Source organism: Microcoleus sp. PH2017_34_RAT_O_A, assembly GCF_020737885.1.
Classification (GTDB): Bacteria; Cyanobacteriota; Cyanobacteriia; order Cyanobacteriales; family Microcoleaceae; genus Microcoleus.
Genome location: NZ_JAEQDD010000001.1, coordinates 344,954 through 357,476 on the forward strand (window position 1 = coordinate 344,954; position 12,523 = coordinate 357,476).

The window sequence follows — 12,523 nt, forward strand, 5'->3', positions numbered from 1 at the left end:
GATGCAAACTTCCCATCCAGGAAACTCGCAAGTTAACTTAATCCCAAATCTAAAATCCAAAACTGTCAAGTCCAAAATCCCAAGTCTAAAATCTAAAATCTAAAAGCGATTATGGGCATTCGTTCTTACCGACCTTATACCTCCAGCACCCGGGAACATACCGTCTCGGACTTCGCTGAGATTACCAAGTCAGAGCCTGAAAAGTCTCTAACTAGCAACAAGCACACCAAACAAGGCCGCAACAACCGAGGCGTCATTACCTGTCGCCACCGGGGAGGCGGTCACAAACGGCTTTATAGAACGATCGACTTCCGCCGCGACAAACACAGCATTCCTGCTACCGTCAAGGCGATCGAATATGACCCCAACCGCAACGCCCGCATCGCCCTTTTGTTCTACAAAGACGGCGAAAAACGGTACATCCTGCACCCGCTCAACTTAAACGTCGGTACAGTAATTGTCTCAGGCCCAGACGCGCCGATCGAAATTGGCAACGCCCTACCCCTGAAGAACATTCCCCTCGGTACCAGCGTCCACAACGTCGAGCTAGTACCAGGAAAAGGCGGACAAATCGTCCGTTCCGCAGGCTCCAGCGCTCAGCTAATGGCAAAAGAAGGTAGCTACGTCACCCTCAAACTGCCATCCGGCGAACAACGGAAAGTCCGCGCCGACTGCTACGCTACGATCGGTCAAGTTGGCAACACAGACGCCAGAAACATCAGCCTCGGTAAAGCAGGCCGTACCCGCTGGAAAGGTCGCAGACCAACCGTTCGCGGTAGTGTAATGAACCCGGTGGATCACCCGCACGGTGGTGGCGAAGGCAGAGCGCCCATCGGGCGTCCGGGGCCTATGACTCCTTGGGGCAAACCAGCATTGGGTGCCAAAACTCGAAGCAAAAACAAGCGCAGCGACGCTTTAATCGTCCGGCGCCGTCGCAAATCTTCCAAGCGTGGGAAGGGCGGCAGACAAAGTTAAGGAAGAAGGAAGAAGGAAGAAGGAAGAAGGAAGAAGGAAGAAGGAACAACGAAAAAGTTGTCCGTACTCTTTTATTCCTGCAACTTTCTTCCCTATTCAATTCCAACTACTAATTACTAATTACCAAAACCATGTCTCGATCGTTAAAAAAAGGCCCATTTGTCGCAGATCATCTGATGACAAAGATTGAAAAACTCAACGCCGCAGGCCAAAAACAAGTAATTAAAACTTGGTCGCGATCTTCCACAATCCTGCCTCAAATGGTAGGTCACACGATCGCAGTTCACAACGGCAGACAGCACGTCCCAGTCTACCTGACAGACCAAATGGTAGGTCACAAACTCGGAGAATTCTCCCCCACTCGCACCTTTAGAGGTCACGCGAAAAGTGGTGATAAAAAGGCGAAAAGATAGCCAAATTAGGTGACAGGTAATAGGTAATCGAAATTTTTTCATTCAATTACCAATTACCTTTTTCCCAATTGCCAATTACCTACTTACCCAAATCGAAATGGTTATAGATACCACATCCGAAATTAAGGCGATCGCCCGTTACATCCGGACATCGCCCTTCAAAGTGCGCCGAGTCCTCGACCAAATTCGCGGCAAAAGCTACCAAGAAGCGCTGATTTTACTCGAATTCATGCCCTACCGCGCCTGCGAACCAATCGTTAAAGTTTTGCGATCGGCAGTAGCCAACGCCGAACACAACGCAGGATTGGACAAAACCAAGCTCGTAGTCTCTCAAGCTTACGCAGACCAAGGCCCAGTCCTCAAACGCTTTAGACCCCGCGCTCAAGGTCGCGCCTACCAAATCCGCAAGCCAACTTGCCACATTACGGTAATAGTTGCTCCGCTTTTAGAAGACTAAACCACGGAAAAACGTAATAGGTAATAAACAGCTTAAAGTTGACCAAAAATCGGTAATCATCAATTACCAATTACCAGTTACCAATTACGAATTACCAATTAACTCATCAAATATTATGGGCCAAAAAATACATCCAATTGGTTTTCGTCTCGGCATTACCCAAGAGCACCGCTCTCGCTGGTTTGCTGACCCGAAAAACTATCCAGAACTCTTGCAAGAAGACTTCAAAATTCGCAAGTACGTCCGCAAAACCCTCAGTAATGCTGGTATTTCCTCGGTCAGAATTGAGCGCAAAGCCGATCAAATCGACCTAGAAGTCTTCACCGCCAGACCAGGCGTAGTCGTAGGCCGTGGCGGAGCAGGTATCGAAACTTTGCGCGTCGGTTTGCAGCAGCAACTCGGCAACAACCGCCAAATTCGCATCAACGTCGTTGAAGTTCAGCGCGTAGACGCCGATGCCACACTGATCGCAGAATATATCGCCCAGCAACTAGAACGGCGCGTATCCTTCCGCCGAGTAGTCCGCCAAGCAATCACCCGCGCTCAAAAAGTCGGCATTCAAGGCATCAAAATTCAAGTTAGCGGACGCCTCAACGGCGCAGAAATCGCCCGTACAGAATGGACGCGCGAAGGCCGAGTCCCCTTGCACACCCTGCGGGCCGACATCGACTATTCCTACTGCACCGCTCAAACCATCTACGGTATTCTCGGGATTAAAGTTTGGGTTTTCAAAGGCGAAATTATTCCCGGACAGGAACAAGAAGCCGCACCAAATGCAGCCGTGCCCCGCACCAAACAAAAGCGCCGCCGTCAGAACTTTGAAGATCGATCGAACGAAGGCTAACAGTCAATTGACAATTGACAGTTGACAGTTGACAGTTGACAGATCCCGGGCGAGTAAGTTCGTGCTGTCCGCTATACCGATTACCAATTACTGAATTCCCCAGTCATGTTAAGCCCTAAAAGAACAAAATTCCGCAAACAACAGCGCGGGCGAATGAGCGGTATTTCCACCCGCGGCAGCTCAGTTAGCTTTGGCGACTTTGCCCTCCAAGCCGTCGAACCAGCCTGGATCACTTCCCGCCAAATAGAAGCCGGACGGCGTGCCATGACCCGCTATATCCGCCGGGGTGGCAAAATCTGGATTCGCATTTTCCCCGACAAACCAGTCACCCAGCGCGCAGCAGAAACCCGGATGGGTTCTGGTAAAGGCGCACCGGAATTTTGGGTGGCCGTCGTCAAACCCGGTCGGATCATGTTTGAAATTGGTGGCGTCACTGAAGAAATTGCCCGCGAAGCAATGCGTTTGGCATCTTTCAAATTACCGATTAAAACCAAGTTCATCACCCGCGAAGAAAGCCCGTCATAGTGGCGATCGAAGGTAGAATTAGGTCTGCATTCGTCAGAAATTTAAAATCTGGCACGTACAACTTTTTTTCCCTTCGGTCTTCAGCATCAGAAAGAATTCTGTCTTCACTAGACCGCTAACGATAAAGCACACAACTATGTCTTTGACCAAGATTAAAGAAGCTAGAGAATTAAGCGATGCAGCAGTAGCAGAGCAAATTTTAGCCGTCAAGCGCCAACTAATGGACTTGCGGCTTCAGCAAGCTACCGGCCGCATGGAAAAGCCTCACCTGTTCAAGCACGCCAAACATCGGCTGGCTCAATTAATGACAGTTGAACGCGAACGCCAAATCGCTGCTGAGGCAGCTCTCAAGTCTGCTCCCACCGCAGTCAGCGAGTAGTTAGCAGCAGCCGAGCCGAGGTTCGCACAGTAGTTCAAAAAAACTCAATTGCACAACAACAATAGGTAGGTATGGCAGTTAAAGAACGAGTTGGCGTAGTAGTCAGCGACAAAATGAACAAAACCGTCGTGGTAGCGATCGAAAACCGCTCCTCCCACACCAAATACGGCAAAATCGTAGTCCGCACCAAGCGCTACAAAGCTCACGACGAAGAAAATAAGTGCAAATCGGGCGATCGTGTCCGCATCACTGAAACTCGCCCTCTGAGCAAAACCAAACGCTGGACGGTTGCTGAGATTTTCGGTGCAACAAAGGGTTAACAGTTAATTTCTAATTGCTCGCGTAGTGCGATCGGCTTTCTCGATCGATCGACCCTGTGATTAACCATCAATTAGCAGCAATTAGCACTTAGCAGTTAGCAAGCATCAAATTACCTTTTCCCCAATCACCATGATTCAACCCCAGACATACCTCAATGTCGCCGACAATAGCGGAGCCCGCAAGCTCATGTGCATCCGCGTATTGGGAGGCGGCAACCGTCGCTACGGCGGAGTCGGCGATGTCATCATTGCCGTCGTCAAAGACGCCATCCCCAATATGGCAGTCAAAAAATCCGATGTCGTCAGAGCCGTCATTGTCAGAACCCGCAAAGCCTTGCGTCGCGACAGCGGCATGAGCATTCGTTTTGACGACAATGCAGCCGTGATTATCAATCCCGAAGGCAACCCCAAAGGCACTCGCGTTTTCGGCCCAGTAGCCCGCGAACTGCGCGACAAAAACTTTACTAAAATCGTTTCCTTAGCCCCAGAGGTACTTTAAAATGTACGGAAAAAAGGGTAAACCAACTAGCGAACCGCAGCGCTACAGAATGCACGTCAAAGCAGGCGACACCGTGCAAATAATTACTGGCAAAGAGAAAGGAAAAGTCGGACAAATCTTAAAGACATATCCTAAAGTCAGCAAAGTAATTGTTAAAGGCGTAAATATCCGAACCAAGCACGTCAAACCCCAACAAGAAGGGGAATCGGGAAAAATCGTCACCTTTGAGGCTCCCATTCACAGCTCAAATGTGATGCACTATTCCGAAAAAGAGAAAGTCGCCAGCCGCGTCTGCTATACATTTAGTGAAGACGGCCGCAAACTGCGACAACTCAAAAAAACCGGAGAAATCCTCGATAATTAGTCATTAGTCCTCAGTCATTAGTCATTAGTCCTTAATTGGCAACTAACAACTGACAACTATCAACTGACAACTGACAAAGAACAATTCCCTGACCAAGCCCAGGGACAGTTAACGAAACACCAAAACTATGCCGGACAAACTCAAAGTTCTTTATCAAGGTAAAATCGTTCCCACACTGATGGATCAGTTTAAATATACTAATATCCATCAGGTTCCCAAACTTATCAAAGTTACCGTTAACCGCGGTTTGGGAGAAGCTTCTCAAAATGCTAAGGCACTGGATTCGTCGCTGAATGAAATTGCCATCATCACCGGACAAAAACCAGTGGTGACTCGCGCGAAAAAAGCGATCGCAGGCTTCAAAATCCGCAAAGGAGTACCAGTCGGCGTGATGGTGACACTGCGGGGCGATCGGATGTACGATTTTCTCGATCGGCTCATCAACCTCGCACTCCCACGCATCCGCGACTTCCGCGGCATCAGTCCCAAAAGCTTTGACGGGCGCGGCAACTACAGCTTGGGTCTGAGAGAACAGCTAATCTTTCCAGAAATAGAATATGACCGCATCGATCAAATTCGAGGCATGGACATTTCAATTATCACCACAGCAAACACCGACGAAGAAGGACGCGCCTTGCTCAAAGAAATGGGAATGCCCTTCCGGGACAACTAAGCAGTAGAGTAAGGATCTTTCACATGGCAGCTAACGATACCATAGCAGATATGTTGACGCGCATTCGCAATTCTTGCATGGCGCGCCACCAAACAACACAAATTCCAGCTACAAAAATGACCCGTAGCATCGCCCAAGTTCTCAAAAACGAAGGCTTTATCAGCGAATTTGAAGAAGCAGAACCAGAAGGCGTAAAGCGAACTATAGTGCTTTCTCTAAAGTACAAAGGTAAAACTCGCAAGCCCATTATCACGGCACTTAAGCGAGTCAGCAAACCAGGACTGCGCGTTTACTCGAACCGCAAAGAACTGCCCAGAGTATTAGGCGGAATTGGCATTGCCATTATCTCCACCTCCAGCGGCATTATGACCGATCGAGAAGCTCGACGCCAAGGTTTAGGCGGTGAAGTGCTTTGTTATGTTTGGTAGTCATTAGTCATTAGTCATTAGTCAGTCGATTTTAGATTTTAGATTAACTTGCAGCATTCAATCTGCAAGCTTAAACAAAAGTCTAAGATTTGGGGATTATCCACTCATGAGTGTCGGCGAATTGTACTTGTTTATTACGAGTCATTAATCACGCATACCATGGAAAAACACTCAAAAGTCGATCGCTAAAGACTAATAACTAGATACTAATAATCAAACACTAAAAACTAAAAACAAAGGACAAAAACTATGTCGCGAATTGGCAAGCGTCCGATTAGCATCCCCACAAAAGTCACCATCACCCTAGACGGTCAAAAAGTAGCCGTCAAAGGCCCTAAAGGTGAACTTTCCCGAGTAATCCCCGCCGAAATCCTCCTAGGAATGGAAGGCGAGACTTTACTCGTTACCCGCCGGGACGAATCTCGCGTCGCCAGACAATTGCACGGCCTCTGTCGCACCCTTGTCGCCAACATGGTCGAAGGTGTATCCCAAGGCTTTCAGCGTCGTCTGGAAATTATCGGCACAGGTTATCGGGCACAGGTTCAAGGACGGAACCTGATTTTAAACGTCGGTTACAGCAAGCCCGTTGAAATGCCTCCTCCAGAAGGCATCACCATGGCAGTTGAAGGCAACACCAACGTCATTGTCTCCGGTATTGACAAAGAACTCGTAGGCAACACAGCAGCCCGCATCCGCGCGGTGCGTCCGCCCGAAGTTTACAAGGGCAAAGGCATTCGCTACAGCGGCGAAGTCGTCCGGCGCAAAGCTGGTAAAACAGGCAAAACAGGTAAGAAGTAACCATGAAGCTTACTCGCAAAGAATCAGTCCACCGCAGACACCGCCGCGTGCGGCGCAAGGTATTCGGCACCGCCGAACGTCCCAGATTAGCGGTATTTCGATCGTCCAATCACATCTACGTCCAGGTAATCGACGACACGGCACAGCACACTTTGGCTGCTGCGTCAACCCTGGATCCAGAATTGAAAGCCGAACTCAGTTCGGGAGCCAACTGCAACGCCAGCACCCAAGTCGGTCAGTTGATTGCCAAACGGTGTTCCAGCGCTGGCATAGTCAAAGTCGTATTCGATCGCGGAGGCAACCTCTATCACGGTCGCGTTAAAGCCCTCGCCGACGCAGCTCGCGAAGCCGGGTTAGACTTTTAGGAAGAAGCAAGAAGGAAGAAGGAAGAAGGAAGAAGGAAGAAGGAAGAAGGAAAAGAGAATCTATAACAAAATTCTTAATTCCTAATTGTTAATTTCTCTATACCAACTACCAATTACTAATCCTCAATTCCCCAAGGACAAAACATGGCAGAACAAAAAGAACAGCGCAACAAGAAAAAAAGCAATAACAACAAAGGGCGCGAAAAAGAATCCGAATGGCAAGAACGGGTTGTTCAGATTCGTCGCGTTACCAAAGTAGTTAAAGGCGGTAAAAAACTCAGCTTCCGCGCCATAGTCATTATCGGCAACGAACGCGGTCAAGTTGGAGTGGGAGTCGGCAAAGCTAGCGACGTAATCGGTGCCGTTAAAAAAGGCGTCGCTGACGGCAAAAAGCACCTAATTGAAGTTCCCCTCACCAAATCAAACTCCATCCCTCACCCGATCAACGGTGCAGGTGGCGGAGCCAAAGTTATGATGCGTCCAGCAGCACCCGGAACCGGGGTAATTGCAGGGGGAGCAGTGCGAACTGTTCTCGAACTAGCAGGAGTCCGCAACATCTTAGCCAAACAGCTAGGTTCAGGAAATCCTTTAAACAACGCTAGAGCCGCAGTCAACGCCCTTTCCACTCTTCGCACCTTATCCGAAGTTGCTCAAGAGCGCGGAATTCCAGTAGAAAACCTCTACGGTTAAGGACTAGGGAACTGGAAATTGTCAGTTTTGAGTATTAAGTATTGAGTTTTGAATAAAAATCTTTCATTCCTCAAAACTCAAAACTCAAAACTACCAATTACCAATTACCAATTACCAATTACCAACTATCAAAACTATGAGATTGCAAGACGCCCGACCAAAAGCGGGTTCCACAAAACGCCCGCGTCGCTTGGGTAGAGGTATTTCTGCCGGTCAAGGCGCGAGTTCCGGTAAAGGGATGCGCGGTCAAAAAGCTAGAGCCGGTAGCGGCACTAGACCCGGTTTTGAAGGTGGTCAAAATCCTCTTTACCGCCGCCTGCCCAAGCTGAAGAGCTTCCCTTTAGTGAACCGGAAAGAGTACACTACCATTAATGTAAGTAAATTAGCATCACTGCCAGCAAACACAGAAGTTACTCTCACCTCTTTGATCGAAGCAAAAATTGTCACTACTGACGACGGGCCGCTGAAAATCTTAGGAGATGGCGAACTGAATGTGGCTCTGCAAGTGCGCGCGGCGGCCTTTACCGCAGGTGCTCGCACCAAAATTGAAGCCGCCGGCGGAAGTTGCGAAGTAGTTGCGTGAAGATTTGAGGTTTGAGAGTTTGTCCAAATCTCAAATCCTCTCTTCTTGCTATCAGAAAATGATTTAGTCGAAAATCCCAAATCTAAAATCCAAAATCGTAACTATGGACGTTAGTAAAGAGAAAGCGCCAACTGCACAAGAGACGTTCATGCAGATGGCTCAAGCTGCTGGTTTGCGGGGCCGCATCCTCGTCACCATTGGCTTATTGATTTTAGTGCGCCTGGGTGTTCACTTGCCAGTCCCCGGCATCGATCGCGCCGCCTTTGCCCAAAACGTCCAAAATAGCCCTTTAATTGGCTTTTTGGACTTGTTTTCAGGAGGCGGGCTGTCAGCTTTGGGGATTTTCGCGCTGGGGATTTTGCCCTACATCAATGCTTCAATTATTGTGCAACTCCTAACTGCGGCTCTGCCAAGTTTAGAAGATATGCAGAAAAATGACGGCGAAGCAGGGCGGCGCAAGATTTCTCAAATTACTCGCTACGTTTCTTTGGGCTGGGCTATTCTGCAAAGCATTGGCATTGCGATTTGGGTCAGCCCTTTTGCTCAGACTCCATCGGCTTTTTTCATCCCCCAGACTGCTTTGGCTCTGACAGCAGGGTCGATGTTTGTGATGTGGATATCGGAAGTGGTGACGGAGCGAGGTATTGGAAACGGAGCATCACTGTTGATTTTTATCAACATTGTGTCGGTTTTACCGCGCTCTTTGGGACAAACTTTTGAATTGGCTCAAAGTGGCGACACGCAAGTTGTCGGCCGCGTAGTTGTTCTGCTGCTGGTCTTTTTGGTGACGATTGTCGGGATTGTTTTTGTTCAGGAAGGTACTCGCCGCATTCCGATTATTTCTGCCCGCCGCCAAGTCGGTCGCAAAGTTTATCGGGAGAGTCGCAGTTATCTACCCCTGCGCTTGAATCAAGGCGGAGTGATGCCGATTATTTTTGCATCTTCGGTGTTGATTGTGCCTTCTTTCCTTGCTCAGTCTCTCAATCAGCCGTTTTTGGTTCAAGTTGCTAATGTGTTGAGTCCGAACGGCCCTGCGCCTTGGGCTTACGCGCTGTTTTATCTGACTTTGATTCTGTTCTTCAGCTATTTCTACGCTTCGTTGATTGTCAACCCCGTAGATATGTCTCAGAACTTGAAGAAAATGGGTGCCAGTATTCCTGGGATTCGTCCCGGTCAGAAAACCAGCGATTATGTGGAGAAGGTTTTGAACCGTTTGACTTTCTTGGGAGCGATTTTTCTCGGTCTGGTAGCTATTGTACCAACGGCTGTCGAAAGCGCGATCGGCGTCCAAACTTTTAGAGGGTTTGGTGCAACTTCCCTACTGATTCTAGTGGGTGTGGCGATCGAAACTGCCAAGCAAATTCAAACTTACGTCATCTCCCAGCGATATGAAGGAATGGTGAAGTAATCGCAATGCAATTGATTTTTATGGGGCCTCCAGGGGCGGGAAAGGGAACTCAGGCTCAGGTTTTAGCCGCTCTCTGGAAAATACCCCACATTTCTACGGGTGACATCCTTCGCGCCTGCGTGGTGGCGAAAACTCCCTTGGGTGTAAAAGCTAAATCCTACATGGATGCTGGTGAGTTGGTTCCCGACGAGTTATTGATGGATATCGTCCAAGAACGCATGAATGAACCAGATGCTGGTGCGGGCTGGATTCTCGACGGATTTCCCCGTACTGTGGCGCAGGCAGCGTTTTTTGACAAACTGCTGTGTGATGTTGGTACTGAGGGAAGTAAGTCTGGAAAGGATTGCGATCTGCGAGCTGTCAATTTGGACGTACCTGACAATGTTTTGGTGACTCGCCTACTGTCGCGGGGCCGCCAGGATGACAATGAGGAGACGATCCGGCGCCGGTTGCAAGTTTATCGCGAGCAAACTGAGCCTTTGATTGAGTTTTATAGCGCTCGCGAACAGTTAGTTGCGGTTGATGGCGATCGCGATATGGAAGTAGTCACCGCAGAACTGCAACAAGCGCTCTCTGGCGACTCTTGAACCCTCGCAATACAGCTTGTTACTCACCAGCTTTTGCTAAGATATGTTAACTAGGAGCTTTTTGTGCTATCAGGTTTTGTGAGGGTTGCTAGAAACAGGATTGAACTCGATTTTACTTGCTACAACTTTACTCAAGTAAAGCTGAAGCAAGGGGTTAATTGAGTCAAGCAGTCGATCGAGTTACCCGAATTATTGCCCCGTTCGCCTTCAACCCGCCCAAAACGGATACAAGCCACCGACAATCGTCGAGATCCCAAATTTTAGACCGAAGTTCCTGCTCCTTTGATGCATCTGTGGAGTAAATCTAAAATCTAAAATCTAAAATCGGCCGCTCCTTACTTGGTAAATAGGTTTTGAAGCAAACGCTGGGACACTCCTAGTTAATCAAATGTAGAGTTGAGGTAAATACCAAATTGTCTAAGCAAGATTTAATTGAAATGGAAGGGACAGTGACGGAATCACTGCCGAATGCGATGTTTCGCGTTGACCTAGATAATGGGTTTAACGTGCTAGCTCACATTTCCGGCAAGATCCGCCGCAACTACATCAAAATTCTGCCTGGCGATCGCGTCAAAGTTGAATTAACTCCCTACGACTTGACCAAAGGCAGGATTACTTATCGCCTTCGGAAAAAATAGGCTTAGATAAAACTTTCTAAAAACTAATTCTAAGTTTAATTAGAGAGAATTTGGTAAAAAGCTTCAAATTTATGCTATAATGCTACGTTTGTAGTGTTGCCGAGAAGGGCGTCAACAACCCAGCGGCGTACCGGGTTAAGTCATTGCTACGCCGTTTAAGTATCGATCGCCAACATTCTGGCGCAAGCGAACTTTACCCAGCAATGGGAGTGGGTGCAAGCGATCTCCTTCAAAAAACAACCCGCACTTTATACAATTTAATCGAGGAGAGGCCTACACCTTGCCCAGCCTCTCCTCCCACCGCTCTACGGGCAAGCGTGCGTGCTCTCCGGTAGAGCGGGGTTCTCCAGGCAGGAAGAAAGATGAAAGTTCGAGCATCTGTCAAAAAAATTTGTGAAAAATGTCGCGTCATCCGCCGTCGCGGTCGAGTGATGGTGATATGTACTAACCCGAAACACAAACAGCGCCAAGGTTAGAAAACGGGAAAATTGGGCTGGGCAATGCACGCAGGTGCTGCCTAATTCAATATTGTAGCCAAATAGGAAAACTAGGGAGACAAAAAGTGTGGCACGGATTGCCGGTGTAGACCTTCCACGCGATAAGCGCGTCGAAATAGGTCTGACATACATTTACGGAATAGGTCTGTCGCGGGCCCAAAAAATTATCGCTGCAACAGGCGTAAATCCTGACACTCGCGTCAAGGATTTAACAGAGGCCGACGTGACTACTCTACGGGCTCATGTAGAAAGCACCTACCAAATCGAAGGAGACCTCCGGCGCTGGGAGTCAATGAACATCAAGCGCCTGATGGATATCGGGACTTACCGCGGTCGGCGTCACCGTTTGGGTCTGCCGGTGCGGGGTCAACGAACCCGTACCAACGCCAGAACCCGTCGCGGCGTCCGCCGTACAGTGGCGGGCAAGAAAAAAGCACCGTCCAAGAAATAACAGCAGTTTGCAGGAAATTTATGTTCCTGCTGACTGTTTCCCCGCCTTTGGGGAGAGTAATTCAATGAAAACGATAAAGAGACTAATATGCCGCCACGACAACAAACAGGCAAGAAATCTGGTGCAAAAAAGCAGAAGCGTAACGTACCGAATGGGGTAGGCTACATCCAGTCTACCTTTAACAATACGATTGTGACTATTACCGACCTAAATGGCGAAGTAATATCCTGGGCATCAGCAGGTTCCAGCGGTTTCAAAGGAGCTAAAAAGGGTACTCCCTTTGCAGCTCAAACAGCAGCAGAAAGTGCAGCCCGCAGAGCCAATGACCAGGGAATGCGCCAAATAGAAGTAATGGTAAGCGGGCCGGGAGCAGGTCGAGAAACTGCAATTCGGGCCTTGCAAGGGGCGGGACTGGAAATTACCCTGATTAGAGATGTTACCCCAATTCCTCACAACGGCTGTCGCCCTCCCAAGCGGCGTAGAGTCTAAAACGATTTGAGATTTTAGATTTTAGATTTTGGATATTGGCTAACTGCTTAAAGTCAAAAACTAATGGTTCTAACTGTTGCCCCGTCCATCCAAAATCCGAAATCCGTTCAGGGGTATGCTCTGCAATCTAAAATCCAAAA

General features: G+C 48.6%; 21 protein-coding genes. All 21 read left to right on the top strand.

The features are described from left to right. Window positions 1-111: 111 nt before the first annotated feature. The gene (rplB, locus tag JGK11_RS01495; protein ID WP_293175992.1) at window positions 112-975 is read left to right on the top strand and encodes a 50S ribosomal protein L2; all 864 of its coding nucleotides are present in this window, start codon (window positions 112-114) and stop codon (window positions 973-975) included. A gap of 131 nt (window positions 976-1,106) precedes the next feature. Continuing rightward, window positions 1,107-1,388 (top strand): 30S ribosomal protein S19, encoded by a 282-nt coding sequence (gene rpsS / locus JGK11_RS01500; protein WP_041623488.1) that lies wholly within the window; start codon window positions 1,107-1,109, stop codon window positions 1,386-1,388. Window positions 1,389-1,485: 97 nt separating this feature from the next. Then, a complete protein-coding gene (gene rplV / locus JGK11_RS01505; RefSeq protein WP_193973606.1) occupies window positions 1,486-1,845 on the top strand; it encodes a 50S ribosomal protein L22 in 360 nt (119 codons plus the stop codon). A gap of 115 nt (window positions 1,846-1,960) precedes the next feature. Further along, window positions 1,961-2,689, top strand: coding sequence for a 30S ribosomal protein S3 (rpsC, locus tag JGK11_RS01510; RefSeq protein ID WP_293133893.1), 729 nt, complete (start codon window positions 1,961-1,963; stop codon window positions 2,687-2,689). A gap of 105 nt (window positions 2,690-2,794) precedes the next feature. Beyond that, a complete protein-coding gene (gene rplP, locus JGK11_RS01515; protein ID WP_293175990.1) occupies window positions 2,795-3,214 on the top strand; it encodes a 50S ribosomal protein L16 in 420 nt (139 codons plus the stop codon). A 136-nt stretch (window positions 3,215-3,350) separates the two neighbouring features. Next, entirely contained in the window at window positions 3,351-3,593 is a 243-nt protein-coding gene (rpmC, locus tag JGK11_RS01520) for a 50S ribosomal protein L29 (protein WP_293133890.1), read from the top strand. A 71-nt stretch (window positions 3,594-3,664) separates the two neighbouring features. Next, window positions 3,665-3,913: a 30S ribosomal protein S17 gene (gene rpsQ, locus JGK11_RS01525; protein WP_293175988.1), complete on the top strand. Its 249-nt coding sequence runs from the start codon at window positions 3,665-3,667 to the stop codon at window positions 3,911-3,913. A gap of 130 nt (window positions 3,914-4,043) precedes the next feature. After that, window positions 4,044-4,412 (top strand): 50S ribosomal protein L14, encoded by a 369-nt coding sequence (rplN, locus tag JGK11_RS01530; protein ID WP_193973611.1) that lies wholly within the window; start codon window positions 4,044-4,046, stop codon window positions 4,410-4,412. A gap of 1 nt (window position 4,413) precedes the next feature. After that, window positions 4,414-4,776, top strand: a complete 363-nt coding sequence (rplX, locus tag JGK11_RS01535) for a 50S ribosomal protein L24 (protein ID WP_293175986.1) — start codon at window positions 4,414-4,416, stop codon at window positions 4,774-4,776. Between the two features lie 127 nt (window positions 4,777-4,903). After that, on the top strand, window positions 4,904-5,449 hold the full coding sequence (gene rplE, locus JGK11_RS01540) for a 50S ribosomal protein L5 (protein ID WP_293150725.1): 546 nt from the start codon (window positions 4,904-4,906) through the stop codon (window positions 5,447-5,449). Window positions 5,450-5,472: 23 nt separating this feature from the next. Then, window positions 5,473-5,877, top strand: coding sequence for a 30S ribosomal protein S8 (rpsH, locus tag JGK11_RS01545; protein WP_194010353.1), 405 nt, complete (start codon window positions 5,473-5,475; stop codon window positions 5,875-5,877). Window positions 5,878-6,126: 249 nt separating this feature from the next. Further along, the gene (rplF, locus tag JGK11_RS01550) at window positions 6,127-6,675 is read left to right on the top strand and encodes a 50S ribosomal protein L6 (RefSeq protein ID WP_293133866.1); all 549 of its coding nucleotides are present in this window, start codon (window positions 6,127-6,129) and stop codon (window positions 6,673-6,675) included. A 2-nt stretch (window positions 6,676-6,677) separates the two neighbouring features. Beyond that, window positions 6,678-7,040, top strand: coding sequence for a 50S ribosomal protein L18 (gene rplR / locus JGK11_RS01555; protein WP_293175984.1), 363 nt, complete (start codon window positions 6,678-6,680; stop codon window positions 7,038-7,040). A gap of 144 nt (window positions 7,041-7,184) precedes the next feature. Further along, window positions 7,185-7,730 (top strand): 30S ribosomal protein S5, encoded by a 546-nt coding sequence (rpsE, locus tag JGK11_RS01560; protein WP_293175982.1) that lies wholly within the window; start codon window positions 7,185-7,187, stop codon window positions 7,728-7,730. Between the two features lie 136 nt (window positions 7,731-7,866). Then, window positions 7,867-8,313: a 50S ribosomal protein L15 gene (gene rplO, locus JGK11_RS01565; protein WP_293133857.1), complete on the top strand. Its 447-nt coding sequence runs from the start codon at window positions 7,867-7,869 to the stop codon at window positions 8,311-8,313. Between the two features lie 103 nt (window positions 8,314-8,416). Continuing rightward, complete coding sequence (secY, locus tag JGK11_RS01570; protein ID WP_293175980.1) at window positions 8,417-9,721, top strand: preprotein translocase subunit SecY; 1,305 nt, start codon at window positions 8,417-8,419, stop codon at window positions 9,719-9,721. Window positions 9,722-9,726: 5 nt separating this feature from the next. Then, window positions 9,727-10,308 carry an adenylate kinase gene (locus tag JGK11_RS01575; protein ID WP_293175978.1) on the top strand — a complete coding sequence of 194 codons (582 nt, stop codon included), beginning with the start codon at window positions 9,727-9,729 and terminating at the stop codon, window positions 10,306-10,308. A gap of 413 nt (window positions 10,309-10,721) precedes the next feature. Continuing rightward, entirely contained in the window at window positions 10,722-10,946 is a 225-nt protein-coding gene (gene infA, locus JGK11_RS01580; RefSeq protein WP_006276978.1) for a translation initiation factor IF-1, read from the top strand. Between the two features lie 362 nt (window positions 10,947-11,308). Next, complete coding sequence (gene rpmJ / locus JGK11_RS01585; RefSeq protein ID WP_015178722.1) at window positions 11,309-11,422, top strand: 50S ribosomal protein L36; 114 nt, start codon at window positions 11,309-11,311, stop codon at window positions 11,420-11,422. An 88-nt stretch (window positions 11,423-11,510) separates the two neighbouring features. Further along, a complete protein-coding gene (rpsM, locus tag JGK11_RS01590; RefSeq protein ID WP_293175976.1) occupies window positions 11,511-11,894 on the top strand; it encodes a 30S ribosomal protein S13 in 384 nt (127 codons plus the stop codon). A gap of 87 nt (window positions 11,895-11,981) precedes the next feature. Beyond that, window positions 11,982-12,383, top strand: coding sequence for a 30S ribosomal protein S11 (gene rpsK, locus JGK11_RS01595; protein ID WP_265233150.1), 402 nt, complete (start codon window positions 11,982-11,984; stop codon window positions 12,381-12,383). Window positions 12,384-12,523: the final 140 nt, after the last annotated feature.

Excerpts from the sequence above, each read along its gene's own strand:
- rplX (WP_293175986.1), top strand. The coding sequence starts at position 4,414 with ATGTACGGAAAAAAGGGTAAACCAACTAGCGAACCGCAGCGCTACAGA.
- rplB (WP_293175992.1), top strand. The coding sequence starts at position 112 with ATGGGCATTCGTTCTTACCGACCTTATACCTCCAGCACCCGGGAACAT.
- rplE (WP_293150725.1), top strand. The coding sequence starts at position 4,904 with ATGCCGGACAAACTCAAAGTTCTTTATCAAGGTAAAATCGTTCCCACA.
- rpmC (WP_293133890.1), top strand. The coding sequence starts at position 3,351 with ATGTCTTTGACCAAGATTAAAGAAGCTAGAGAATTAAGCGATGCAGCA.
- rpsS (WP_041623488.1), top strand. The coding sequence starts at position 1,107 with ATGTCTCGATCGTTAAAAAAAGGCCCATTTGTCGCAGATCATCTGATG.
- rpsH (WP_194010353.1), top strand. The coding sequence starts at position 5,473 with ATGGCAGCTAACGATACCATAGCAGATATGTTGACGCGCATTCGCAAT.
- rpsK (WP_265233150.1), top strand. The coding sequence starts at position 11,982 with ATGCCGCCACGACAACAAACAGGCAAGAAATCTGGTGCAAAAAAGCAG.
- rpsE (WP_293175982.1), top strand. The coding sequence starts at position 7,185 with ATGGCAGAACAAAAAGAACAGCGCAACAAGAAAAAAAGCAATAACAAC.
- rplN (WP_193973611.1), top strand. The coding sequence starts at position 4,044 with ATGATTCAACCCCAGACATACCTCAATGTCGCCGACAATAGCGGAGCC.
- rplV (WP_193973606.1), top strand. The coding sequence starts at position 1,486 with ATGGTTATAGATACCACATCCGAAATTAAGGCGATCGCCCGTTACATC.
- JGK11_RS01575 (WP_293175978.1), top strand. The coding sequence starts at position 9,727 with ATGCAATTGATTTTTATGGGGCCTCCAGGGGCGGGAAAGGGAACTCAG.
- rplR (WP_293175984.1), top strand. The coding sequence starts at position 6,678 with ATGAAGCTTACTCGCAAAGAATCAGTCCACCGCAGACACCGCCGCGTG.
- rpsC (WP_293133893.1), top strand. The coding sequence starts at position 1,961 with ATGGGCCAAAAAATACATCCAATTGGTTTTCGTCTCGGCATTACCCAA.
- rpmJ (WP_015178722.1), top strand. The coding sequence starts at position 11,309 with ATGAAAGTTCGAGCATCTGTCAAAAAAATTTGTGAAAAATGTCGCGTC.
- rplF (WP_293133866.1), top strand. The coding sequence starts at position 6,127 with ATGTCGCGAATTGGCAAGCGTCCGATTAGCATCCCCACAAAAGTCACC.
- rpsQ (WP_293175988.1), top strand. The coding sequence starts at position 3,665 with ATGGCAGTTAAAGAACGAGTTGGCGTAGTAGTCAGCGACAAAATGAAC.
- rplO (WP_293133857.1), top strand. The coding sequence starts at position 7,867 with ATGAGATTGCAAGACGCCCGACCAAAAGCGGGTTCCACAAAACGCCCG.
- secY (WP_293175980.1), top strand. The coding sequence starts at position 8,417 with ATGGACGTTAGTAAAGAGAAAGCGCCAACTGCACAAGAGACGTTCATG.
- rplP (WP_293175990.1), top strand. The coding sequence starts at position 2,795 with ATGTTAAGCCCTAAAAGAACAAAATTCCGCAAACAACAGCGCGGGCGA.